The organism is Microbacterium sp. NPDC091662 (assembly GCF_044756705.1).
In the GTDB taxonomy this organism is placed as follows: Bacteria; Actinomycetota; Actinomycetes; order Actinomycetales; family Microbacteriaceae; genus Microbacterium.
Genome location: NZ_JBIVTM010000001.1, coordinates 1,103,802 through 1,127,465, shown reverse-complemented (window position 1 = coordinate 1,127,465; position 23,664 = coordinate 1,103,802). Strand labels below are relative to the sequence as shown.

Genomic DNA, 23,664 nt, shown 5'->3' with positions numbered 1-23,664 from the left:
GAGATCGATCTTAGTGTCATTCGGACCCTTAGTGGGCGCAGATGACGACTGTCCACGTCGAGTCCGAAACGTTATCTCGCGGGCGCGGGGAAGCTTGTTCGTCGGGGCGGGGTTTGTTAGGTTACTGTCCTAACAAACCCCTTCGGGAGTGGCCGACCGGCTGCCTCCCCGGGCCCAAGAACCCCACCTCCGGGGTTCTGCTCCATCCGGAGCGATCCCTCCTGCAGTGCAGCACCGAGAGGAAACAAGAGAAATGATCCGTAACGGAAGGCGCAAGATTGCGCTCACCGCGATTGCCGGAGCATCCGTCCTCGCCCTGGGCCTCACGGCCTGTGGCGGCGGCAGCGACAGCGGCAACGCCGATGGCGACCGGGCCCTGCGTGTCTGGGCCGGCAGCCAGACCCCGATCACCGCGAACTACAACCCGTTCGCACCGACCGTGCTCCACGGCGCGCTCGGACCGATCTACGAACCGCTGTTCTTCTACAACAAGACCGCGGACTCCGAGCCCGTAGGCCTGATCGGCGACTCGTTCGAGTACAACGAGGACGGCACGGTGATCACCATCACCATCAAGCCCGACCTCAAGTGGAGCGACGGAAAGCCGCTCACCGCGAAGGACGTCGCGTTCTCCTTCAACTACGAAGCGAACAACCCCGAGGGCAACGGACTGGTCTCGGCCGAGGCCACCGACGACACCACCGTCGTGCTGACCTACTCGTCGGCGCAGTACACGACCGAGTTCCAGCGTCTCGGTTCGACCTACATCCTGCCCGAGCACATCTGGGCCGAGGTCACGGACTTCGCGAACTTCGCGAACGAAGACCCGGTGGGATCCGGCGCCTACGTCGTCGACAAGACCACGAGCGAGTCGTACACCCTCGTCGCGAACGAGAACTTCCGCGATGCCGACAAGCTGGGCGTCAAGAAGGTCCAGTACATCGCCGTCGACAACAACCAGACAGCGCAGGACCTGCTCGCCGCCGGCAAGCTCGACTGGACGGGCATGTTCATCCCGAACCCGGACGACGTGACCAGCAACGGCGTGATCGACTGGATCAACACGCCACAGGACCCGACGGTGCTCTACACCTGCTCGAACGCCGAGCTCGGCTGCACCGGTCCGCAGACCGACGTCGCCGTGCGTCAGGCGCTCAACGTCGCGATCGACCGCACCACCATCAAGGACAAGGCGTTCGTCGGTCTCACCGGCGACATCTCGCCGACGTTCGCCCTGCTGCCCCGCGACGAGAAGTGGGTCGCCGACCCGGCCAACGAGGTCAGCCCGCAGGAGGCGAACGCCGCGGAGGCCGGCTCGATCCTCGAAGCCGCCGGCTACACCAAGGGCTCCAGCGGCATCTACGAGAAGGGCGGCGTGCCGCTCGAACTCACGCTCACCTCGGTCGACGGCTGGACGGACTACAACGACGCCGCGAAGCTGATCGCCGAGCAGGCCGAGGCGGCCGGCATCAAGATCACGGCATCGACCGTGCAGTGGCAGGAGTTCTCCGATTCCCGTCAGGGCGGCGATTTCCAGCTGATCATGGGTGGCGTGATCGGCACCTCCGTCGCCGACCCGTTCCAGATCTACCGTGACTGGTTCGGCGGTACCGCCGTCGAGTCGACGAGCCCCGTCGGCACCGAGGTGCCTGCAGGTCGCTGGAACTTCAGCCGCTACAGCAACCCGGTCGTCGACACCGCCATCCAGGCGGCGATCAGCACGAACGACGAGGCGACGAAGAAGGAGCTGTACGGCACGATCCAGACCGAGATCGTCCGTGACCTGCCCTACATCCCGCTCGTGATCAACGCGACCCAGACCTTCTACAACACGAAGGACTACACGGGCTGGCCGACCGAGGAAGACCTCTACGCCTTCCCGCCGTCCTGGGGTGCGATCGCGGCAGGCTACGTTCTGACGCAGCTGCAGCCGGTCAAGTAGTAGAGGAGTCGGGGAAGAAGGAAGTCAGGAAAACAGTGACATGAAGTTCTATGCACGAAGAATCGGGTTCTACGCGTTCACGCTCTGGGCCGCGATCTCCATCAACTTCCTTCTTCCCCGGCTCATGCCGGGGAACCCGGCCGACATCATGATCGCCAAGATGCAGCGAGCCGGCGGTGAGGTCTCCGAGACCGCCATCCGCAACATCAAGCTCCTGCTCGGCGGCGATGACTCCTCTCTCTGGGAGCAGTATCTGTCCTACTGGGGACGCATGTTCCAGGGTGACCTCGGAGTATCGGTCACCAAGTTCCCCACTCCGGTGACGGAGCTCATCGCCGGCGCCCTTCCCTGGACGCTCGTCCTGGTCGGCACCGCGACCGTCATCTCCTTCGTCCTCGGCGTCGTGCTCGGCGCCTGGGCCGGATGGAAGCGCGGCACCTGGGTCGATCACCTGATCCCCGCGACCACCGTCCTCCAGTCGATCCCGTACTTCTGGATGGCGCTCATCCTCGTCGCCGTGTTCGCCGTCGGGTTGGGGTGGTTCCCGATCTTCGGCGGCTACGACGTCTTCGACTTCCCGGATGGCCCCGAGCCGACATGGGCGTTCTTCAGCGATGCCGTGGCCCACGCGATCCTCCCCGCTGTCACGATCGTGATCAGCTCGGTCGGCGGCTGGATGTTCGGCATGCGCAACATGATGGTCTCCACGCTCGCCGAGGACTACGTGCTGACGGCGGAGGCGAAGGGCCTGCGGCCCCGCCGCGTGCTCACCACGTACGCCGCCCGCAACGCGGCGATCCCCTCGATCGCGGGCTTCTCGATCACGCTTGGTTTCGTGGTCGCCGGCTCCATCGTGATGGAGCAGGTGTTCACCTACCCCGGCATCGGCAAGCTGATGTTCCAGGCCGTGACCAACAACGACTACGCGCTGATGCAGGGACTGTTCCTCGTCATCACCCTGACGGTGCTCGCCGCCAACTTCATCATGGACCTCGTCTATGGCTTCATCGACCCGAGGGCTCGCCAGAATGTCTGACACGAAGAACCCGCTCCTGACGCAGGAGCCACCCGTCACCGCGCCGGCCAGCACGGTCTCGCTCGCCACGCAGCAGGGGCGCAAGCGTCGTCGCTTCCTTCCCAGCACCTCGCCGAAGTTCATCGTCGGCGTGATCCTGGTCGCGGCCATCGTGCTGTTCGCGATCATCGCACCGATCTTCTCGCAGGACCCGCGCAGCACGGCGAACCCTGCACTCCAGCCGCCCTCCGCGGAACACTGGCTCGGCACCACCAAGCTCGGCAACGACATGTTCGCGCAACTGGCGATCGGCGCCCAGGGTTCCCTGCTCATCGGTGTGACCGCCGGCGGCATCGCGATCGTGCTGTCGTTGTTCTTCGGCGTTCTGGCCGGATACCTGGGCGGCTGGCGCGAAGACGGTCTCGCACTCCTCACGAACGTCATGATCGTGATCCCCGGGCTTCCGCTGGTGATGGTCATCGCCTCGTTCGTGCCGCAGCGCAGTTGGCAGCTCGTCGCGTTCGTGCTCGGCATCACCTCCTGGGCCGGGGCGGCATATGTGCTCCGGCTTCAGACACGATCGCTACGTACGCGTGACTACGTCTATGCGTCGAAGGTCGCGGGGGAGCGGTCGTTCCGCGTGATCCTGGTCGAGATCATGCCCAACCTCCTGCCGCTGCTCACGGCCCAGTTCCTCTTCGCGATCATCTTCGCGATCCTCGGAGAGGCCGGCCTGTCCTACCTCGGTCTCGGCCCCAACTCCTCGATCACGTGGGGATCGATCCTCAACGACGCGCAGTCGGGGCAGGCGCTCGGACGCGGTGCCTGGTGGTGGTTCGTCCCGCCGGGGCTCATGATCGCGATTCTCGGCGCCGGCCTGTCGCTCATCAACTTCGCGATCGACGAGGTCATCAATCCGAAGCTGCGCAATGCGCCCGAAGCCGCGCGGCGTGTGCGCAAGGCCGCCAAGACCAAGGGAGTCACCGCATGAGCGAGCCGGTCCTGACGGCGCGGAACGTGTCGATCGAGTATGAAGTGGATCCGCCGGTGAAGGCCGTGCGGAACGTCTCCTTGACGTTGAACCGGGGCGAGATCCTGGGGTTGGCGGGGGAGTCGGGGTGTGGGAAGACGACTCTGGCCTACGGCATGAACCGTCTGCTCAAGGCTCCGGCCCTGATGACGGGCGGGGAGATCGTGTTCCATGACCGGGATGGTCATGACATCGACATCGTGGGCCTGGACGGCGAGGGTCTGCGGGCGTTCCGGTGGGACAAGATCTCGATGGTGTTCCAGGGGGCGATGAACTCGTTGAACCCGGTGATCAGTGTCAAGGCGCAGATCTTCGACATCTTCGACACGCACCGGCCCGGGATGAGCAAGAAGGCAAAGACCTCGCGGGCGGAGGAACTGCTGACGCTCGTCGGCGTGGACCCCAATCGCCTGTCGAGCTTCCCGCATGAGCTGTCGGGCGGCATGCGGCAGCGGATGATGATCGCGATGGCTCTGGCCCTCGACCCGCAGGTGATGATCATGGACGAACCGACCACGGCGTTGGACGTGGTCGTGCAGCGGGGCATCATCCGGGAGTTCATGCGGTTGCGGGAGAAGCTCGGATTCGCGGTGATCTTCATCACGCATGACCTGCCGATGCTGATCGAGATCAGTGACCGGATCGCGATCATGTTGCAGGGGCAGATCGTGGAGGAGGGGACGGCGGAGGAGATCTACCGGTCTCCGCAGCATGAGTACACGAAGCGGTTGCTGTCGAGCTTCCCGTCGCTCAAGGGCGAGCGGGGCGATTTCGTACGCACCGGTGTGAGCCAGGAGGGCGTGCGATGACCACGAACACGAACACGCAGACGGCCAGCAGCTCGACCGGATCGACGGCGACGTTGGAGGCGCGGAATCTGGTGAAGGATTTCCACCTGCGGTCGGGATTCAAGACCAGCATCCTCCATGCGGTGAAGGACGTGTCGTTCACGATCGAGGCGGGCAAGACGGTCGCGCTGGTGGGGGAGTCGGGGTCGGGGAAGTCGACGATCGCGCGGATGTTGATGAAGCTGGAGACGCCCACCAGTGGCGAGATCCTGTTGGACGGGAAGGCGTCAGGGGCTCGAGGGCGGGCGTTGGAGCGGTATCGCGCGGATGTGCAGATGGTGTTCCAGGACCCGTTCGCGTCGTTGAACCCGTTCCACACGATCGTGCATCACCTGGAGCGGCCGATCCGTCTGCACCACCCGGAGCTGTCGCGGGCGCAGGTGCGCGAGCGGGCGGTGGAGCTGTTGGAGCGGGTGCGTCTGACCCCGGGGGAGTCGTTCGCAGAGCGCCGCCCTCACGAGCTGTCGGGCGGGCAGCGACAGCGGGTCGCGATCGCGCGTGCTCTCGCCCCGGGCGCCCGGTTCATCGTCGCCGACGAACCGGTCTCGATGCTGGACGTGTCGATCCGGCTCGGGGTGTTGAACCTGCTCGCTGACCTGCAGCGCGAGGAGAACCTCGGTGTGCTGTACATCACGCACGACTTGGCCACGGCTCGGCATTTCTCGGATGAGATCATGGTGCTCTACAAGGGCGACGTCGTCGAGCGCGGCCCCGCGGACGAGGTCATCCTCAACCCGCAGCACGAATACACCAAGACGCTCCTCGGCGCCGCACCAGAGCCCGACAACCTCGGCCGCCTCCGCGACGAGGTGCGGGCTGAGCTCGGCATCACCCGCTGACGGCCGGCACTCCGCCTTCGAATCGCGTGAATGGTCGCTCCTGACCCAGAAACAGGACCATTCACGCGATTCGAACGCCGCTCCCGAGAATCCGGCACCGAGGATCCGACCGGCTAGACTGGACCCACAATTGAAGACAGGCCGAATGACCCACGCGGGAGAGCCCCGGCGAACGCAGCCGGGCACCGAAGGAGCAAGCCTCCCCGCCAATCTCTCAGGTACGCGTACCGCGCGGTTCCGGCCACTCTGAAAAGCGATCCGGCGACTCTGCGGATCCGCCGACGGTGAAAGCCCCGCCTCCGTGCACGGGTGAAGCTCTCAGGCCCATGACAGAGGGGGAGTTCCGAGGAACGACGGTGTCGCCGTTCCGCCCGACACAGCCCGGGAGAACTCCATGTCCGACCCCCGCTACACCCCGCTGCGCGCACGCCATGAGGCGCTCGGCGCATCGTTCACCGACTTCGGCGGCTGGCAGATGCCGGTGCGGTACACGTCCGACCTCGCCGAACACCACGCCGTGCGCCAGAGCGCGGGCATCTTCGACATCTCGCACATGGCCGAGTTCACGGTCCGTGGCAGCGGGGCCGCCGAGTTCCTCGACAACGCCCTGGCCGGCCGCCTCTCGGCGCTGGTCGTCGGAAAGGCGAAGTACTCGCTCCTGCTCGCCGAGTCCGGCGGGATCATCGACGACGTGATCGTCTACCGCCTTCAGGAGGACGACTTCCTCATCATCTCCAACGCGGGCAACCGCGACGCCGTCTCCGCTGCTCTGCGCGATCGCACCGACGGCTTCGATGTCGTGGTGCAGGACGTCTCCGACGACTATGCGCTCATCGCCGTGCAGGGGCCGCAGGCTGAAGCCATCCTCGCCGCGACGCCGGACATCACCGATGTCAGCATTCCCTGGACCGAGCAGAAGTACTACGCCTGGGCGTCCGCGAACTACGAAGGCGTGCCCGTCCTCCTCGCGCGCACCGGTTACACCGGCGAGGACGGCTTCGAGCTTCTGGTCGCCGCCGACCGCGCCGCGTCGCTCTGGGATGCGCTCCTCGCCGCGGGCGCGCCCCACGGCCTCGTCCCCGCCGGACTCGCCGCGCGCGACACCCTGCGGCTCGAGGCGGGTATGCCCCTGTACGGACACGAGCTGAGCCTCGACACCCGGCCGGCGCAGGCGGGCCTGGGGCGGGTCGTCGTGACCGCGAAGGAGAGCTTCGTCGGCAAGGACGCGCTCTCCGCCGCTGCGGAGTCGGCCGACGCATCGGAAGCACCTGTCCTGGTCGGACTCGTCGCCGAGGGCAAGCGCGCCGGTCGCGCCGGCTACGCCGTGGTCGGCGAAGACGGGGCGGTGCTCGGTGAGATCACGAGCGGCGCGCTCAGCCCCACCCTCGGTCATCCGATCGCGATGGCCTACGTGACCCCATCTTCCGCGGAAGAGGGAACAGCAGTATTCCTTGATGTGCGGGGGACCAGAATCCCCGCGACCGTGACCGCCCTGCCTTTCTACCGGAGGACCAAATGACCGACCTCGCCGCACTCCACTACACCGAAGAGCACGAGTGGATCGCCGCTGACGGCGACGCCGTGACCATCGGGATCACCGACTACGCCGCTGAGAAGCTGGGCGACGTCGTCTTCGTCGAGCTCCCCGCCGTCGGCACCGAGGTCACCGCAGGAGCAGTCGTCGGCGAGATCGAATCGACGAAGTCGGTCGGCGAGCTCTACGCTCCCGTCTCGGGCACGGTCGTCGAGATCAACGACGCGGCGGTGGACGACCCGTCCCTCGTCAACGCGGCGCCGTTCGAGGGCGGATGGCTGCTCAAGGTCTCCGTCGCCGCCGGAGCTCTCGACGGACTGCTCGACCGCGACGCCTACGTCGCTCTCACGGAGGGCTGATTCTCCAGTGGTCACTTTCGCCGATCGTCACATCGGACCCACCGATGCCGCGCAGCGCACGATGCTCGCCGCCCTCGGTCTCGACACCACCGCAGCCGAGTCGGCGCTGAGCCCGGTCGAGGCGCTCATGCGCCAGGCCGTGCCCGCGTCGATCTACACCGGTCCGTCGTCCGATGCCACAGATGCGCCCTCGCTCATCCCGTCCGCCGCGAGTGAGACCGAGGCTCTCGCCGAACTCCGGACGCTCGCGTCGCGCAACACCGTGAACCGACCGATGATCGGCCTGGGCTACTACGGCACCATCACGCCGCAGGTGATCCAGCGCAACGTGCTGGAGAACCCCTCCTGGTACACGGCCTACACGCCGTACCAGCCGGAGATCTCCCAGGGGCGCCTGGAGGCGCTCATCAACTTCCAGACGATGGTCGCAGAACTCACGGGCCTGACGACCGCCAACGCATCGATGCTCGACGAGTCGACCGCGGTCGTCGAGGCGATGCTGCTCGCCCGTCGCGCCTCGAAGTCGGCGTCGACCGTGTTCGCGGTGGATTCTGATGCCCTTCCGCAGACCAGGGCGATGCTCGCCACACGTGCAGAGGCGCTCGGCATCGAGATCGTCACGGTCGACTTCGCCGCTGGCGAGGAGCTGCCCGCTGACCTCTTCGGCGTGTTCGTGCAGTATCCCGGGGCATCGGGTCGAGTCTGGGACCCGTCCGCCGTCTTCGACGCCGCGCACCTCTCCGGGGCTCTCGCCGTCGCGGCGGCCGATCTGCTCGCCCTCACCCTGATCGCCTCTCCCGGCTCCCTCGGCGCCGACGTGGCGGTCGGCACGACCCAGCGCTTCGGCGTGCCGATGGGCTTCGGCGGGCCGCACGCCGGCTACATGGCGGTCCGCTCCGGCCTCGAGCGTCAGCTGCCCGGTCGACTCGTGGGAGTGTCGGTGGATGCCGACGGCAAGCCCGCGTACCGGCTCTCGCTGCAGACGCGCGAGCAGCACATCCGTCGCGAGAAGGCGACGTCGAACATCTGCACCGCCCAGGTGCTGCTGGCCGTCATGGCATCGATGTACGCCGTCTACCACGGCCCCGATGGGCTGCGAGCGATCGCCGTGGACGTGGCCCGCAAGGCGGACGCTCTGGCCACGTGGCTCATCGAGCTCGAGCTCGACATCGAGCACCCGGAATTCTTCGACACACTCCGCGTCCGCGTGCCGGGCCGCGCCTCCGAGATCGTCGCTGCCGCGCACGAGGAGGGCTATCTCCTCCACGAGGTCGACGCCGACACCGTCGGCGTCTCGGTCGACGAGACCACGACGTTCACCGACCTCGACCGAGTCGCGGGCTGCTTCGCGTCGGGTACCGGGCGCTCCTTCGGGTACATCGCCGCGTCCGAGCACGGCCGGCTTCCCGACGACCTGCTGCGTCAGGACGAGTACCTCGCGCACCCGGTCTTCCACTCGCACCGCTCGGAGACCGCCATGATGCGGTACCTGAAGAGCCTCTCCGACCGCGACTACGCGCTTGATCGCGGAATGATCCCGCTGGGGTCGTGCACGATGAAGCTCAACGCGGCCACCGAGATGGCGGCGATCACATGGCCCGAGTTCGCAGGCATCCACCCGTTCGCGCCGGCCGCCGATGTGCAGGGCTACATCGAGCTCATCGACCAGCTCGAGGGCTGGCTCGCCGAGGTCACCGGCTACGACGCGGTCTCCCTGCAGCCGAACGCCGGTTCGCAGGGCGAGCTGGCGGGGCTCCTCGCCATCCGCGGGTACCACCACGCGAACGGCGACGTGCACCGCACGGTCTGCCTCATCCCGTCATCGGCGCATGGCACGAACGCGGCCTCGGCCGTGCTCGCCGGCATGAAGGTCGTCGTCGTCGCGACCGACGAGCTCGGCAACGTCGACCTCGACGACCTGCGCGCGAAGATCGCCCAGCACGCCGACGAGTTGTCGGCCTTGATGATCACCTACCCCTCCACGCATGGCGTGTACGAGGAGCAGGTCGTCGAGATCACGGCCGCCGTGCACGACGCCGGTGGACAGGTGTACGTCGACGGCGCCAACCTCAACGCCCTGCTCGGCTATGCGCGCTTCGGCGACCTGGGCGGCGACGTCTCGCACCTCAACCTGCACAAGACGTTCGCGATCCCGCACGGTGGTGGCGGCCCCGGCATCGGTCCGGTCGCGGCGAAGTCGCACCTCGCACCGTTCCTTCCCTCGCACCCGCTGGCACAGAGCGCCGAGCACTTCGGCGGCTTCACGTTCGAGGGCGGGGTGATCTCCGCAGCTCCCTACGGGTCCGCGGGCATCCTCCCGATCTCATGGGCGTACGTGCGCATGATGGGCGCCGACGGGCTGCGCCGTGCCACCGCGGCGGCCGTGCTCTCGGCGAACTACATCGCCGAGCGCCTCGGCAGCCACTTCCCGGTGCTGTACACCGGTGAGAACGGTCGGGTGGCGCACGAGTGCATCCTCGACCTGCGTCCCCTCAAGGAAGCCACCGGCGTCACGGTCGATGACGTCGCCAAGCGCCTCATCGACTACGGCTTCCACGCGCCGACCATGTCGTTCCCCGTCGCGGGAACCCTGATGGTCGAGCCGACCGAGTCAGAGGACCTCGACGAGATCGAGCGCTTCATCGAGGCCATGGTCATGATCAAGGCCGAGGCGGAGGCCGTGGCTGCCGGTCGCTGGCCGGCGGACGACAACCCGCTGGTGCACGCGCCGCACACTGCGGTCTCGCTCATCGCGGGGGAGTGGAACCACGCGTACTCGCGCGAGGATGCCGCCTACCCGGTGCATGCGCTGGTCGCCGGCAAGTACTGGCCGCCGGTGCGTCGTATCGACCAGGCCTACGGCGACCGCAACCTCGTGTGCGCCTGCCCGCCGGTCGAGGCCTTCGCCTGATCCGCGTGCTCATCTGAGCAGACGGTGTCGCGCTTCCGGGTGGGAGTGCGGCACCGTCTTCTGTTTCTCGGTGTTTCCCGGGTGTTACAGATGGTCACCACTCAGTAACAGTTCGTTAGCTGAGGGCGGCTGTGGGCGAAGCGGCGGGTTACGCTCAGGTATCCCTGCGTGTTCGACGGTGAGCGCGCAGACTCAGCACTGTCCACAGGAGGACGAAAAGTGAAAAGAAACAGGATTGCCCTCGCGGGCAGCGCTCTGCTCGTGATCGGCGCCTTGGCGCTGGCCGGTTGTGCAGGCGGGAACGACTCGGGCGACGAGGGCTCCAAGGGCTCGACGTCGGCCATCATCTCGGCGAACGGCAATGAGCCGGAGAACCCGCTGATCCCGACCAACACCAACGAGGTCGGTGGAGGAAAGATCCTCGACTCGATCTTCGCCGGCCTCGCCTTCTACGACGGCGACGGCGCCCTCGTCAACGACATGGCCGAGTCGATCACCGTCGACGCCCCGAACAAGGTCACCGTGAAGCTGAAGGAGGGCCACAAGTTCACCAACGGTGAAGACGTCGTCGCTCACAACTTCATCGATGCGTGGAACTACGGCGCACAGCTCTCCAACGCTCAGCTGAACCAGTCCTGGTTCGCGGACATCGTGGGCTTCAACCCCGACGCGGACTCCGAGCTCACCGGCCTCACCGAGGTCGACGACCAGACCTTCACGATCGACCTGAGCAGCGATGTCGCATCCGACTTCGTGACCCGCCTGGGCTACTCGGCGTTCTACCCGCTCCCCGACGCGGCCTTCGAAGACATGGATGCCTTCGGGGAGAACCCGATCGGCAACGGTCCGTACATGCTCGCCAAGGACGGTGCCTGGCAGCACGACGTTCAGATCGACCTGGTCAAGAACGACGACTACAAGGGTGAGCGCGTCGCGCAGAACGGCGGCCTCACGCTGAAGTTCTACACGGCTCCCGAGGGCGCATACGCCGACCTTCTCGGTGGCAACATCGACGTCATCGACCAGATCCCCGAGGCTTCCCTCGCGGTGTTCGAGGACGAGCTCGGCGAGCGGGCGACCAACCAGCCCGCCGCGATCTTCCAGTCGTTCACCATCGGTGGCCAGCTCGCCCACTTCTCGGGCGAAGAGGGCACCCTGCGTCGTCAGGCGATCTCGATGGCTATCAACCGCGACGAGATCACGAGCAAGATCTTCGCCGACACGCGTACCCCGGCGAGCGACTTCACCACGCCCGTCATCGACGGCTGGAGCGACAGCGTTCCCGGGTCCGACGTCCTGAAGTACGACCCCGAGAAGGCCAAGGAGCTGTGGGCGAAGGCTGACGCCATCGCGCCGTGGTCGGGAACCTTCCAGATCGCGTACAACTCCGATGGTGGACACCAGGTGTGGGTCGACGCGGTCTCGAACTCGCTGAAGAACACGCTCGGCATCGAGGCGTCGGGCGCACCGTACGTCGACCTCGCCACGCTCCGCGCAGCGGTTAACGCTCGTGACGACGCCGGCAAGCGCACCATCCAGACGGCGAACCGTTCCGGATGGCAGGGCGACTACCCCGCCGTCTACAACTTCCTGCAGCCGCTGTACGGCACGGGTGCATCGTCGAACGACGGTGACTACTCCAACCCCGAGGTCGACGCACTGCTCGCAGAGGGTGCAGCGGCGACGAGCGCCGACGACGCCAACGCGGCGTACGAGAAGGTTCAGGAGATCCTGTTCAACGACCTTCCCGTCATCCCGCTCTGGTACCAGAACTCCATCGGCGGTTTCGGCGACTCGGTCGACAACGTCACCGTCGGCTGGAACTCTGTTCCGCTCTACTACGAGATCACCAAGGCCGAGTAGTTCCTTGGAGTGAACGGCAGCGAGGCGGTGGCGGCGACGTCACCGCCTCGCGTCGTGCACTCCGGCTGACTCCGACTCCACGAAAGGAGCAAGGATGCTCGCCTATACCCTGCGGCGACTTCTCCAGCTGATCCCGGTCTTCTTCGGTGCGACGCTTCTCATCTACGCGCTCGTCTTCCTGATGCCGGGTGACCCGATCGCGGCGCTCTTCGGTGACAAACCGCCGAGCCCGCAGCTGCTCGCCACGATCCGAGCGCAGTACCACCTGGACGACCCGTTCCTCGTCCAGTACTTCTACTACATCACCGGCGTCTTCAAGGGCGACATGGGAACGACGTTCTCCGGTGAGTCCGTGAGCACCGTCCTCGCGCGTACGCTTCCGATCACGGGGCGTCTGGCGATCATGGCGATCGCGATCGAGTTCACGCTCGCCATCATCATCGGAACGCTCTCCGCGCTCCGCAAGGGCAAGTTCTTCGACCACGTGTCGCTGATCAGCTCTCTCGTGTTCCTGTCGATGCCGATCTTCGTCGTCGCCTTCCTCGCGCAGTATTTCCTCGCGATCAAGCTGGGCTGGTTCCGTCCGACGGTCGGTGGTCAGAACGACTGGGGCGACCTCTGGCTGCCCGCCATCGTGCTGGGACTGAGCCTGTATGCGACGAGCATGCGTCTGATGCGCGGCTCGGTTCTCGACACCCTCAACCAGGACTGGGTACGCACGGCCTACGGCAAGGGACTGTCACGCAACCGCGTGATCCCCGTGCACGTGCTGCGCAACTCCCTGATCCCGGTGATCACCAACTCGGCGACGAACTTCGGTGTGCTCCTCGTCGGAGCGACCGTGACGGAGTACATCTTCAACATTCCCGGCGTGGGACAGACCCTGTTCCAGGCGACGTTGAGGCACGAAGGACCGACCATCGTGTCGTTCGTGACGGTGTTCGTCATCATCTACGTTCTCGTCAACCTGCTCGTGGACTTGCTCTACGGGCTGCTCGACCCGAGGATCCGCTATGTCAAGTGACCGTCCCACCCACTATGTCGCACCGGTGGTGGCCGAACAGCCGCCGACGGATGCCATCAATGTCAAGGGCAAGCCCGCCAGCCTCTGGCGTGACGCGTGGACCGACCTGCGCCGCCGTCCGTCGTTCTGGATCTCCCTCGGAATCGTCGCGCTCATCCTGCTGATGGCCCTGTGGCCGACGCTCTTCACGCAGACGCCTCCGAACAACCAGTGCGAGCTTGCGAACTCCAATGCAGGACCGGCAGCCGGACACCCTCTCGGGTACACGTTCCAGGGCTGCGACATCTGGTCTCGCATCGTCTGGGGCTCGCGCACGTCGATCAGCGTCGGCCTGCTGGCGACCCTCATCAGCTCGACTCTCGGGCTGATCATGGGCGCCTTCGCCGGCTACTACGGCGGGTGGCTCGACGCGGTGCTCTCCCGCATCGGCGACATCTTCTTCTCGATCCCCTACATCCTCGCGGCTGTCGTCGTGATGACGGTGTTCTCGCAGTACCGCAACGTCTTCACGCTCGCTCTCGCGATCGGCGGGTTCGCCTGGGCTGCCACGGCGCGCGTCGTCAGGGCAGAAGTGCTCAGGGTGAAGCAGGCGGACTTCGTGATGGCCTCGGCTGCGCTCGGCAAGGGGCGCTTCGGCACCCTCCTGTCGCACGTGATCCCGAACGCCTTCGCTCCGCTGCTCGTGCTGGCGACCCTGGCTCTGGCCGGTGGCATCGTCGCCGAGGCGACACTGAGCTTCCTCGGTGTCGGGCTCGGTAGCGACGTCATGTCCTGGGGCAACGACATCAGCCAGGCGCAGCGCTCCCTGCGCGTCGCGCCGATGGCGCTGATCTATCCGTCGATCGCGCTCACCATCACGGTGCTCGCGTTCATCCTCCTGGGCGAGCTCATCCGAGACGCCCTCGACCCGAGGGCGAGGGCACGCCGATGAACGAATCGACAGCTCCGCTGCTGAGCGTTCGCGATCTCACGGTCGCGTTCGACACGCAGAACGGCACACGACAGGTCCTGCACGGCATCAGCTTCGATGTCATGGCGGGGGAGACGGTCGCGATCGTCGGCGAGTCCGGTTCGGGCAAGTCGACGGCCGCGACATCGATCATCAAGCTCCTCGCGGGCACGGGGCGGATCACCTCCGGCAGCATCACGCTGGAGGGGCAGGAGCTCACCACCCTCTCCGAGCGGGAGATGGAGCGGGTTCGCGGCAAGGCGATCGGCTACGTGCCGCAGGACCCGATGTCGAACCTCAACCCCGTCTGGAGCATCGGCTTCCAGGTGGAGGAGGCGGTTCGTGCGAACGGTCTCGCGCAGGGCCGTGCCGCGGTCCGTGCCCGCGCGATCGAGGTGCTCCAGCAGGCGGGTCTCGCCGACGCGGCCAAGCGGCTTCGTCAGTTCCCCCACCAGTTCTCCGGCGGAATGCGCCAGCGTGCGCTCATCGGCATCGGATTGGCAGCGGACCCGCGGCTTCTGATCGCGGACGAGCCCACGTCGGCGCTCGATGTCACCGTGCAGCGCGTGATCCTCGACCACATGGCGAGCCTGACGCGCGACCGCGGCACTTCGATGCTGCTGATCACCCACGACCTCGGTCTCGCGGCCGAGCGCGCTGAGCGGCTGATCGTGATGCAGAACGGCTCGATCGTGGAGTCGGGGCCGAGCAAGGCGATCCTGCAGAATCCGCAGCACCCCTACACGAAGCGTCTGGTCGCCGCGGCGCCGAGCGTGGCATCGCAGCGCATCCAGGCCGTGGTCGAGGACCGCGGCGTCGAGACGCTCGACGACCTCGCCGACATCCCGCCGACCGTTCGCGTGGCTGCTCTCACGAAGGACTACCGCATCCGCCAGGGTGGGTTCCGCAGCGAGATGTTCCGTGCTGTGGACGACGTGTCGTTCGAGATCCCGCGCGGAAAGACGCTGGCACTGGTCGGCGAGTCGGGCTCGGGCAAGTCGACCGTCGCGAAGATGGTCCTCAAGCTCGAGGAACCCACGTCGGGAACGATCGAGATCGACGGAATGGATGTGTCCGGATTCTCCCGGGCGCAGTCGTTCGGTCTTCGACGTCGCATGCAGCCGGTGTTCCAGGACCCGTATGGTTCCCTGGATCCGCTGCGCAACCTCGAGAACACGATCGCGGAGCCGCTCGAGATTCACGGGGTCGGCGATCGTACGTCTCGACGCGAGCGTGTACGCGAGCTGCTCGATCAGGTGTCGCTGCCGCAGGATCTGGCCACGCGCTATCCGAGCGAGCTGTCGGGCGGGCAGCGTCAGCGTGTCGCGATCGCGCGCGCGCTGGCGTTGAAGCCCGACATCGTCGTGCTGGATGAGGCCGTGTCGGCTCTGGACGTGCTCGTCCAGGCCCAGATCCTCAAGCTGCTGGCCGACCTGCAGACCGAGCTCGGGCTCACCTACCTGTTCATCACGCACGACCTCGCGGTGGTGCGTGTCTCGAGCGACCTGGTCTGCGTCATGGAGCGCGGCCGGATCGTCGAGCAGGGCACGGTCGATGAGACCTTCGCGAACCCGAAGCAGGAGTACACGAGTCGCCTGCTCGAGGCCATTCCCGGTGCGTCGATCCCTCTGGGCGGCCTCTGATCGTGGCGAGGCCGAACTCTCCCGAGGACGAGCGGGCTTTCCGCTCGTCCTCGGGCACGGTCGTCATGGTCGTGAGCCTCGCGCTGGCGGTGTTCCTCCTCGGGGACGCCGTCGTGCGGGGCGGATGGGCGCAGACGCTGCTGCTCGCTCCGTGGGTGCTTCTCGGTCTGTGGATCGTCTACGAGATCAGTTACGTGTCGATGGTCCGCATCGGCGACGACGGGGCGCTCGTGCAGAACATGCTGCGGCGGACCGAGTTCGGCTGGCACCGGGTTCGAGACATCGACCTCCAGTGGCAGCTGAAATTCACCTTCGATGACGACACGGAGCTCACCTGCTGGGGCGGCCCGGCGCACGCCCGGCCCAAACGCAGCAAGATGCGCGATGAGGAGACCAGCGTCTCGACCTCGCTGCGCAGCTTCACCGACATCCGCGACCGTTGGCAGGCGGCAGCGGGGCATGGTGCGAGCGCGCCGATCCGCCGTTCCTGGGACACCCGGGCGCTGCTGGCGCTCGCAGTGATCGTCGTCTGGGCGGTCGCGGCCGTCCTGATCGCCTCCGCGGGCTGAACAGCTCCCGCCGCTCGAGACGCGTGCCCCCTGCCCTCATCACGAGGTCAGGGGGCACGTTGCGATGCGCCTCGGACCCTGGTTCAGGAGTAGGAGAACCAGTGGCCGGGCAGGTTGGCGCGGTAGACACACGGTCCGACGCTGTAGCCCTCCTGCATGAAGATCCGTCGTTCGGCCTGACAATAGGACAGGTCTGTGAACGGACCGAACCAGGAAGCCGCCTGCGCTGCGGCAGCTCCGCCGAAGACCATTCCTGCGACGAGGACGATGCCTGCGGCCGCTGCGGACAGTTTCTTCTTCATTCGAATCCCCCCGGATTGTCGTGCCCACGTCGTCGTGGGTGCCCCGAGCCTAGGGTGGGCGTCACGGCATGTCAACGCACGGGAGGACGGGCTGGGTGCCCGCCCTCCCGTGCGTCGGCGCTCAGTGCGATGGTGCTCAATAGGACAGGTGCTCAGCCAGGCAACCCGAACAGCTCGGGCCACATCGACGCCGCCCACGGGTACCCGACGAAAGCGGCGGCATCGATCACGAAGTGCGCCACGAGGAACGGCAGCAGCCTGCCCGTCCGCTGATACAACCATCCGAAGAGCAGGCCCATCGCGAGGTTGCCGACGAACGCCGGATACCCCTGGTAGAGGTGGTAGCTGGCCCGCAGGACCGACGTGGAGACGATGATCGTCCAGGGGCTCCAACCGAGCTGACGCAGCCGGGTGAAGAGGTAGCCGAGAACGACGAACTCCTCCTGCAGAGAGGCTCGGGCGGCGGCCAGCAACAGGACCGGAATCGTCCACCAGTAGGCATCGATCCCGGCGGGGTCGATCGCGACGGTGAGGCCGAGAGCGCGGCCGGCGAGGTAGAGACCGAGTCCGGGGATGCCGATGGCCAGCACGAGCAGGACGCCCCGCCCCACATCCTTCGCGATCCCTGTGCCGTCCAACCCCAGCCGCGCCAGGTGCGGGCGACGCGACTGCCACAGCAGGAAGCACACCAGCAGCACGGGAACGAGGGAGAAGCCGATCGCAAGCACCTGGTACACGAGGTCGAAGATCTCCCGATCGCTGCGGGAGGGATTCAGCTTCGCGACCTGATCGGCGATCGGGACCTCGTCGGTGAGGCGGTAGGCGAGCTGCACGATCGCGTACACCGCTGACTGGCCGAGGCCCAGGGCCAGGACGATCGAGATCTCCCACCACAGGCGTGCACGGGACGGAGTGGGGGAGAGGGCGGGGAGGTCCCACGGAGCCTGCGGTCGGGTCACGATCTCGATGCTACGACCTGCTTTTCAGGAACAAGCCCTGAGCTTGCGTTATCCTGGAACGTCGGCTTCCCGGCGAAACCCCACATCTTTTAGGACACCTGCATGGCGCACGCCCTCCGTTCTGACCTCCGCAACGTCGCAATCGTCGCGCACGTCGACCACGGCAAGACCACTCTCGTCGACGCCATGCTGCGTCAGACGGGCTCCTTCGGCGAACACGCTCACGTCGATGAGCGCGCCATGGACTCGAACGACCTGGAACGTGAGAAGGGCATCACGATCCTCGCCAAGAACACGGCGATCACTTACAAGGGCAAGCACGCCCAGGGCAAGGAGATCACGATCAACGTGATCGACACCCCCGGTCACGCCGACTTCGGTGGCGAGGTCGAGCGCGGCCTGTCCATGGTCGACGGTGTCGTGCTGCTCGTCGACGCGAGCGAGGGGCCGCTGCCGCAGACCCGCTTCGTGCTGCGCAAGGCGCTCGAGGCGAAGCTCCCCGTCATCCTCCTGGTCAACAAGACCGACCGTCCCGACGCCCGCATCGCGGAGGTCGAGGAAGAGGCGCACGACCTGCTGCTGGGTCTCGCCTCCGACCTGGTCGACGATGTGCCCGACCTCGACGTCGACGCGCTCCTCGACGTGCCGGTGGTCTACGCCTCCGGCCGTGCCGGTGCCGCATCGCAGAACCGTCCCGCCGACGGCTCGCTGCCGGACAACGACGACCTCGAGCCGCTGTTCGAGGCGATCCTCGAGCACGTCCCGGCTCCGGAGTACGACGACGAGCACCCGCTGCAGGCCTGGGTCACGAACCTCGACTCCAGCCCGTTCCTCGGCCGTCTCGCGCTGCTTCGCGTCTTCAACGGCACGTTGAAGAAGGGCCAGACCGTCGCCTGGGTCCGTGCCGACGGCACGCACCAGAACGCACGCATCACCGAGCTCCTGAAGACCCGCGCACTCGAGCGCTACCCCGCGGAGTCCGCCGGCCCCGGCGACATCGTCGCGATCGCCGGTTTCGAGAACATCACGATCGGCGAGACCATCGCCGACCCCGAGGACGTGCGTCCGCTGCCGGCCATCACGGTCGACGACCCCGCCATCTCGATGACGATCGGCACCAACACCTCGCCCCTCATGGGCAAGGTCAAGGGGCACAAGCTCACTGCGCGCATGGTCAAGGACCGCCTCGACAAGGAGCTCATCGGTAACGTCTCGCTCAAGGTCGTCGACATCGGACGTCCGGATGCGTGGGAGGTGCAGGGCCGTGGAGAGCTGGCCCTCGCCATCCTCGTCGAGAACATGCGTCGCGAAGGTTTCGAGCTCACCGTCGGCAAGCCGCAGGTGGTCACGAAGAAGATCGACGGCAAGACCTACGAGCCGTTCGAGCACCTCACGATCGACACTCCGGAAGAGCACCTCGGGGCGATCACCCAGCTGCTCGCGAACCGCAAGGGTCGCATGGAGAACATGACCAACCACGGCACCGGTTGGGTGCGCATGGAATTCATCGTCCCGTCGCGCGGCCTCATCGGCTTCCGCAGCGAGTTCCTCACCACCACGCGCGGCACCGGAATCGCGAACGCGATCTCGCACGGCTACGAGCCGTGGGCCGGTTCCATCACGACGCGCCAGAACGGCTCCATCGTCGCCGACCGCCAGGGTGTCGTCACCCCGTTCGCGATGATCGCGCTGCAGGAGCGCATGTCCTTCTTCGTGCAGCCCACGCAGGAGGTATACGAGGGCATGGTCATCGGCGAGAACTCCCGCGCCGATGACATGGACGTGAACATCACCAAGGAGAAGAAGCTCACCAACATGCGTGCGGCGAGCTCGGACACCTTCGAGTCGATGACGCCCCCGCGCCAGCTCACGCTGGAGGAGAGCCTCGAGTTCGCCCGCGACGACGAGTGCGTCGAGGTGACCCCCGAGGTCGTCCGCATCCGCAAGGTGAACCTCGACGCGAACACCCGCGCGCGGGAGACCGCTCGTCTGAAGCGCCAGGACGCGAACGTCTGAGACCACGCTCGGGCACGCTCCGACTGAGAGGGCCTCGTGCCGCCGAAAGGCGTGCGCGAGGCCCTCTTCTCATGTAAATCCCAGGTGAGGGATGGTTTTCGTTCAGGTTTGTGGTTCAGAGTGGTTCACTTGCGCCTGGGACGAGCTCCCGATGAGTCTCCTGCAAGGGCGTACGACCACCCGAAAGTCGAACCCATGCTTCAGAAAACCCGTGCGCTTCGGCGCGCCTCCGCGGCGGCATCCGCCCGCACCGCGGCCCACCGCCCGATGACCCTCCTGGGAATCGCATCCGCCACTCTCGTCGGCATCACCCTCAGTGTCGGTCTCGCTTCCGCACCGGCGATGGGTGCGATGAACGCCGCATCCGCCGTCACGGCTCCCGCCCTCGCCGGCGCCGAGCCGCTCGCGCAGATCTCGGAAGACGCGACCGCGACCCTGACTCAGGCGAAGGGCGCTGTGGCGGCGGCGGAGACGCTGGAGACCGAGGTCGCGGCCTCCGGCCTCGACGTGGGTGCCGTCACATCCGTCGACACCTCCGCCCTGGAGACCGAGATCGACAAACTCGACGACAGCGACGTGACGCCGGTGCTCCTGGTGGGCGTCCTCGCCGACAAGGCGGAGGACGAGATGGCGAGCGTCGTCGCCGACACCGAAGAGCTTCGGAGTGCGCTCACCGCCGCACAGCAGAAGCAGGCAGCGGAAGAGGCCGCCAGGGTCGCGGCGGAGCAGGCGGCTGCGCAGGCCGCAGCGGAACAGCAGGCCGCGGCCGCCCTGGCCGCGGCGAACACGCCGGAGGGTGCCAAGGCGGCTGCGCAGCAGATCATGTCGAGCACGTACGGGTGGGGCGGAGATCAGTTCTCCTGCCTGAACTCCCTGTGGAACAAGGAGTCCGGCTGGAACTATCAGGCGTACAACCCGAGCGGTGCCACCGGCATCCCTCAGGCGCTTCCCGGCAGCAAGATGGCCTCTGCCGGTTCCGACTGGCAGACGAACGCCGCCACTCAGGTCGCCTGGGGTCTCGGATACATCTCGTCGGTGTACGGAACCCCGTGCAGTGCGTGGTCGCACTCTCAGGCCATGAACTGGTACTGACGCCGGTCGTGCCGCCGAGGATTCTCTAGCCGAAGGGGGCCGTCGAGCGCTACGGTGACTCTGACGGCTGGGGGCGTCACGGATCCGAGGAGGAGATGTGCTCGACCCGGCGGCGTGGCGCGGTGTTGCGCAGGAGGTCTCCACCGGCACTCTGCCGGGCTGGGATCGTGTCGAGGAGATCGTGCGCGATGCGCACTCCCGCTACGCGGGCGAGCACTCGGGCAGAGTCGCCGACTACATCCCCGTGCTCGCGGAGGTGGACCCGGACCTGTTCGGGTTGGCGGTGATCGAGGTCGGTGGCGGACTGCACGACGCCGGCGATGCCCGGTACCCGTTCTCCATCCAGTCGATCTCGAAGATGTTCGTCTATGCGCTGGCGATCCAGGAGCACGGCCACGAACGGGTGCGCGACATCGTCGGCGTGAACAACACCGGGCTCGCGTTCAACTCCGTGATGGCGGTCGAGCTCAACGACGGGCACCCGATGAACCCGATGGTCAATGCGGGCGCCATCGCGACGACCGCGCTCATGCCGGGCAGCACCTCCGTCGAGCAGTGGGAGCGCGTTCGTGAAGGACTCTCGGCCTTCGCCGGGCGCCCGCTGAGCCTCGACGGCGTCGTGTACGCCTCGGAAGCGGAGACGAACGACCGCAATCGTGCGCTGGGACGGCTGCTGCGCAGCTACGGTCGGCTGACGGGCGAGCCCGATGAGGTGGTCGACGTCTACACGCGTCAGTGCGCGCTCAGCGTGACGGCTCACGATCTCGCGGTGATGGGGGCGACACTCGCCGACGGGGGAGTGAACCCCGTCACCGGCCAGCGGGTCGTGTCGGAAGAGGTCTGCCGAGACACGCTCGCCGTCGTCGCGTCGACCGGGCTGTATGAACGTTCCGGCGACTGGCTGTTCGAGATCGGGCTCCCGGCGAAGTCCGGTGTCGCCGGAGGCATCGTCGCGATCGCCCCGGGGAAGGGCGCAGTGGCGGGCTTCTCGCCGCGTCTGGACGAGGCCGGGAACTCGATCAGATCGCAGATGGCGATCGGATATCTGTCGCGCGTTCTGGGGCTGAACCTGTTCGCCTCCGCCCCGGCGCGACGTGACGCGCCCGCAGCCTCGTCCGCACCGAAGGAGCAGGAGCAATCATGACCCAGACCGCGCAGAGCCCGACCAAGACCTCGTGGCTGCCGATGGTCAGCCTGTTCCTCGCTCAGGTGCTGATGTCGTTCAACGTCGCGGCGCTGCCGATCTCGCTCGGCGGCATGGTGAGCGAGTTCGGCGTTCCGCCCACGGTCGCGAGCACCACCATCGTCATGTACGGCCTCGCGGTGGCCGCTCTCGTGATGACCGGTGCGAAACTCGGCCAGCGGATCGGCTGGGTCGTCATCTTCCGGATCGTGATCGCGCTGTTCGCAGGCTCTTCGGTCATGATGATCCTCGCTCCGACCGTGTGGTGGGCGATCGCCGGTCAGGCCGTGGCGGGAGCAGCCGCGGCGATCATCGTGCCGTCGATCGTGGCGCTCATCGCGGAGAACTATCGGGGGCCGCAGCAGGCGACCGCCATCGGTGCGATCGGCTCGGCCCGCGCGATCTCCGGGGTCAGTGCCTTCCTCATCGGCGGAACACTGGGAACCCTGGTCGGCTGGCGTCCGATGTTCTTCATCGTGCTGGGGATCGCCGTGGTGGTGTTCGCGCTGAGTTTCACGCTGCGCGGGGATCGCGGAGACGCGTCGATCCGCATCGACCTCGTGGCGTCACTGCTGATCGGTGCGGCGATCGTGCTGCTGACGCTGGGGTTCAACAACCTGAACTCCTGGGGTGCCGTGGCGGCGACGGCTGACGCTCCTTTCAACATCCTCGGTCTCTCGCCTGCCCCCGTGTTCATCGTCATCGGTCTCGTGCTCGGCCAGGCCTTCTTCCTGTGGACGAGGAGGCGGATGGCACTGGGGAAGGTGCCCCTGATCGACCTGAGCGTCCTCGGGTCGTCGCGCGAGCGTGCCGCCGTGTACGCCATGTTCATCGTCGTCGCGCTGGAAGCGTGCGTGAACTTCACGATCCCGCTCTACATCCAGATCGTGCAGGGCCGGACGCCGTTCGACACCTCCATGGCGATGATGCCGTTCAACCTCACCGTCTTCGTGACGGCCACACTGGTGGTTCGGCTGTACCGACGGTTCCCGCCGCGCACGATCGGCGTGGTCGGCTTCATCCTCACCACGGTCGCCCTGGTGTGGTTGTCGTTCGTCGTGAACAACAACTGGGAGACGATCCCGACCATCGCCGGGCTCATCGTGTTCGGCATCGGTCAGGGCGCGCTCGTCACGCTGGTGTTCAACGTGCTCGTCACCGCGGCCCCCGCCGAGCTCGCCGGTGACGTCGGGTCCTTGCGCGGCACGACGCAGAATCTCGCATCGGCGGTCGGCACCGCGCTGGCCGGCGCGCTTCTGGTGTCGCTTCTCGGACTCAGCGTCGGTCGTGCGGTCGTTGAGCACCCCGAACTGCCGCCGTCGCTCGTCGCCCAGGTCGACATGGACAACGTCAACTTCATCAGCAACGACGACCTCCGCGTCGCGTTGGAAGCGACGGATGCGACGCCCGCTCAGGTCGACGCGGCCGTCGTGGTGAACGAGGAATCTCGGCTCGGCACCCTCAAGCTCGGCCTGCTGCTGCTCGCGGGGATCAGCGCGCTGGCGATCCTCCCGGCCTCACGGCTGCCGCAGTACCGGCCGCACGAGATTCCCGACCCGTCGCCTGCGGCCGGTCCGGAATGACGG

19 protein-coding genes and 1 riboswitch are annotated in these 23,664 nt (G+C 66.7%); of the genes, 17 read left to right on the top strand and 2 right to left on the bottom strand.

The genetic code is table 11. The features are described 5' to 3' along the window. The first annotated feature begins 253 nt into the window (after positions 1–253). The 13 genes from ACIQLD_RS05375 (at position 254) to ACIQLD_RS05315 (ending at position 16,526) form a co-directional block, all read left to right on the top strand. Positions 254–1,942 carry an ABC transporter substrate-binding protein gene (locus tag ACIQLD_RS05375; RefSeq protein WP_402605928.1) on the top strand — a complete coding sequence of 563 codons (1,689 nt, stop codon included), beginning with the start codon at positions 254–256 and terminating at the stop codon, positions 1,940–1,942. Positions 1,943–1,982: 40 nt separating this feature from the next. Then, entirely contained in the window at positions 1,983–2,978 is a 996-nt protein-coding gene (locus ACIQLD_RS05370) for an ABC transporter permease (protein ID WP_402605925.1), read from the top strand. Then, positions 2,971–3,948 (top strand): ABC transporter permease, encoded by a 978-nt coding sequence (locus ACIQLD_RS05365; RefSeq protein WP_402605922.1) that lies wholly within the window; start codon positions 2,971–2,973, stop codon positions 3,946–3,948. The genes ACIQLD_RS05370 and ACIQLD_RS05365 overlap by 8 nt, the downstream gene beginning before the upstream one ends. Further along, positions 3,945–4,796: an ABC transporter ATP-binding protein gene (locus tag ACIQLD_RS05360; RefSeq protein WP_402605919.1), complete on the top strand. Its 852-nt coding sequence runs from the start codon at positions 3,945–3,947 to the stop codon at positions 4,794–4,796. The genes ACIQLD_RS05365 and ACIQLD_RS05360 overlap by 4 nt, the downstream gene beginning before the upstream one ends. Further along, the gene (locus ACIQLD_RS05355) at positions 4,793–5,674 is read left to right on the top strand and encodes an ABC transporter ATP-binding protein (RefSeq protein WP_402605916.1); all 882 of its coding nucleotides are present in this window, start codon (positions 4,793–4,795) and stop codon (positions 5,672–5,674) included. Before ACIQLD_RS05360 ends, ACIQLD_RS05355 begins: the two co-directional genes overlap by 4 nt. 145 nt (positions 5,675–5,819) lie before the next feature. Then, positions 5,820–5,914, top strand: a riboswitch (glycine riboswitch). 154 nt (positions 5,915–6,068) lie between these two features. After that, complete coding sequence (gcvT, locus tag ACIQLD_RS05350; protein ID WP_402605913.1) at positions 6,069–7,193, top strand: glycine cleavage system aminomethyltransferase GcvT; 1,125 nt, start codon at positions 6,069–6,071, stop codon at positions 7,191–7,193. Next, positions 7,190–7,567 carry a glycine cleavage system protein GcvH gene (gene gcvH, locus ACIQLD_RS05345; protein WP_402605911.1) on the top strand — a complete coding sequence of 126 codons (378 nt, stop codon included), beginning with the start codon at positions 7,190–7,192 and terminating at the stop codon, positions 7,565–7,567. The genes gcvT and gcvH overlap by 4 nt, the downstream gene beginning before the upstream one ends. 61 nt (positions 7,568–7,628) lie before the next feature. Further along, positions 7,629–10,478 carry an aminomethyl-transferring glycine dehydrogenase gene (gene gcvP / locus ACIQLD_RS05340; RefSeq protein WP_402608485.1) on the top strand — a complete coding sequence of 950 codons (2,850 nt, stop codon included), beginning with the start codon at positions 7,629–7,631 and terminating at the stop codon, positions 10,476–10,478. A gap of 219 nt (positions 10,479–10,697) precedes the next feature. Beyond that, on the top strand, positions 10,698–12,341 hold the full coding sequence (locus ACIQLD_RS05335) for an ABC transporter substrate-binding protein (RefSeq protein ID WP_402605909.1): 1,644 nt from the start codon (positions 10,698–10,700) through the stop codon (positions 12,339–12,341). A 94-nt stretch (positions 12,342–12,435) separates the two neighbouring features. Beyond that, positions 12,436–13,365: an ABC transporter permease gene (locus ACIQLD_RS05330; protein WP_402605906.1), complete on the top strand. Its 930-nt coding sequence runs from the start codon at positions 12,436–12,438 to the stop codon at positions 13,363–13,365. After that, positions 13,355–14,296: an ABC transporter permease gene (locus tag ACIQLD_RS05325; RefSeq protein ID WP_402605904.1), complete on the top strand. Its 942-nt coding sequence runs from the start codon at positions 13,355–13,357 to the stop codon at positions 14,294–14,296. Before ACIQLD_RS05330 ends, ACIQLD_RS05325 begins: the two co-directional genes overlap by 11 nt. After that, positions 14,293–15,957, top strand: a complete 1,665-nt coding sequence (locus ACIQLD_RS05320; protein ID WP_402605901.1) for a dipeptide ABC transporter ATP-binding protein — start codon at positions 14,293–14,295, stop codon at positions 15,955–15,957. The genes ACIQLD_RS05325 and ACIQLD_RS05320 overlap by 4 nt, the downstream gene beginning before the upstream one ends. A 2-nt stretch (positions 15,958–15,959) precedes the next feature. Beyond that, positions 15,960–16,526, top strand: coding sequence for a PH domain-containing protein (locus ACIQLD_RS05315; protein WP_402605898.1), 567 nt, complete (start codon positions 15,960–15,962; stop codon positions 16,524–16,526). An 83-nt stretch (positions 16,527–16,609) separates the two neighbouring features. Here the strand turns inward: ACIQLD_RS05315 and ACIQLD_RS05310 are convergent, their stop codons facing one another. Then, a complete protein-coding gene (locus ACIQLD_RS05310; RefSeq protein ID WP_402605896.1) occupies positions 16,610–16,828 on the bottom strand; it encodes a hypothetical protein in 219 nt (72 codons plus the stop codon). 152 nt (positions 16,829–16,980) lie between these two features. Continuing rightward, positions 16,981–17,787: a CPBP family intramembrane glutamic endopeptidase gene (locus tag ACIQLD_RS05305; protein ID WP_402605893.1), complete on the bottom strand. Its 807-nt coding sequence runs from the start codon at positions 17,785–17,787 to the stop codon at positions 16,981–16,983. A 102-nt stretch (positions 17,788–17,889) separates the two neighbouring features. On the opposite strand from ACIQLD_RS05305, the gene typA reads away from it, so the two are divergent. The 4 genes from typA to ACIQLD_RS05285 all read left to right on the top strand — a co-directional run bounded on the left by typA (position 17,890) and on the right by ACIQLD_RS05285 (position 23,661). After that, positions 17,890–19,803 carry a translational GTPase TypA gene (typA, locus tag ACIQLD_RS05300; protein ID WP_387186188.1) on the top strand — a complete coding sequence of 638 codons (1,914 nt, stop codon included), beginning with the start codon at positions 17,890–17,892 and terminating at the stop codon, positions 19,801–19,803. A gap of 195 nt (positions 19,804–19,998) precedes the next feature. Continuing rightward, entirely contained in the window at positions 19,999–20,895 is an 897-nt protein-coding gene (locus tag ACIQLD_RS05295; RefSeq protein WP_402605891.1) for a phospholipase, read from the top strand. 97 nt (positions 20,896–20,992) lie between these two features. Beyond that, positions 20,993–22,039: a glutaminase A gene (gene glsA / locus ACIQLD_RS05290; RefSeq protein WP_402605889.1), complete on the top strand. Its 1,047-nt coding sequence runs from the start codon at positions 20,993–20,995 to the stop codon at positions 22,037–22,039. Further along, positions 22,036–23,661, top strand: a complete 1,626-nt coding sequence (locus tag ACIQLD_RS05285) for an MFS transporter (protein ID WP_402605887.1) — start codon at positions 22,036–22,038, stop codon at positions 23,659–23,661. The genes glsA and ACIQLD_RS05285 overlap by 4 nt, the downstream gene beginning before the upstream one ends. The last annotated feature ends 3 nt before the right edge of the window (positions 23,662–23,664 follow it).

Bases quoted from the DNA above. Each gene is read 5' to 3' on its own strand.
- ACIQLD_RS05375 (WP_402605928.1), top strand. From the start codon at position 254: ATGATCCGTAACGGAAGGCGCAAGATTGCGCTCACCGCGATTGCCGGA.
- ACIQLD_RS05370 (WP_402605925.1), top strand. From the start codon at position 1,983: ATGAAGTTCTATGCACGAAGAATCGGGTTCTACGCGTTCACGCTCTGG.
- ACIQLD_RS05365 (WP_402605922.1), top strand. From the start codon at position 2,971: ATGTCTGACACGAAGAACCCGCTCCTGACGCAGGAGCCACCCGTCACC.
- ACIQLD_RS05360 (WP_402605919.1), top strand. From the start codon at position 3,945: ATGAGCGAGCCGGTCCTGACGGCGCGGAACGTGTCGATCGAGTATGAA.
- ACIQLD_RS05355 (WP_402605916.1), top strand. From the start codon at position 4,793: ATGACCACGAACACGAACACGCAGACGGCCAGCAGCTCGACCGGATCG.
- gcvT (WP_402605913.1), top strand. From the start codon at position 6,069: ATGTCCGACCCCCGCTACACCCCGCTGCGCGCACGCCATGAGGCGCTC.
- gcvH (WP_402605911.1), top strand. From the start codon at position 7,190: ATGACCGACCTCGCCGCACTCCACTACACCGAAGAGCACGAGTGGATC.
- gcvP (WP_402608485.1), top strand. From the start codon at position 7,629: ATGCTCGCCGCCCTCGGTCTCGACACCACCGCAGCCGAGTCGGCGCTG.
- ACIQLD_RS05330 (WP_402605906.1), top strand. From the start codon at position 12,436: ATGCTCGCCTATACCCTGCGGCGACTTCTCCAGCTGATCCCGGTCTTC.
- ACIQLD_RS05325 (WP_402605904.1), top strand. From the start codon at position 13,355: ATGTCAAGTGACCGTCCCACCCACTATGTCGCACCGGTGGTGGCCGAA.
- ACIQLD_RS05320 (WP_402605901.1), top strand. From the start codon at position 14,293: ATGAACGAATCGACAGCTCCGCTGCTGAGCGTTCGCGATCTCACGGTC.
- ACIQLD_RS05310 (WP_402605896.1), bottom strand. From the start codon at position 16,828: ATGAAGAAGAAACTGTCCGCAGCGGCCGCAGGCATCGTCCTCGTCGCA.
- typA (WP_387186188.1), top strand. From the start codon at position 17,890: ATGGCGCACGCCCTCCGTTCTGACCTCCGCAACGTCGCAATCGTCGCG.
- ACIQLD_RS05295 (WP_402605891.1), top strand. From the start codon at position 19,999: ATGCTTCAGAAAACCCGTGCGCTTCGGCGCGCCTCCGCGGCGGCATCC.
- ACIQLD_RS05285 (WP_402605887.1), top strand. From the start codon at position 22,036: ATGACCCAGACCGCGCAGAGCCCGACCAAGACCTCGTGGCTGCCGATG.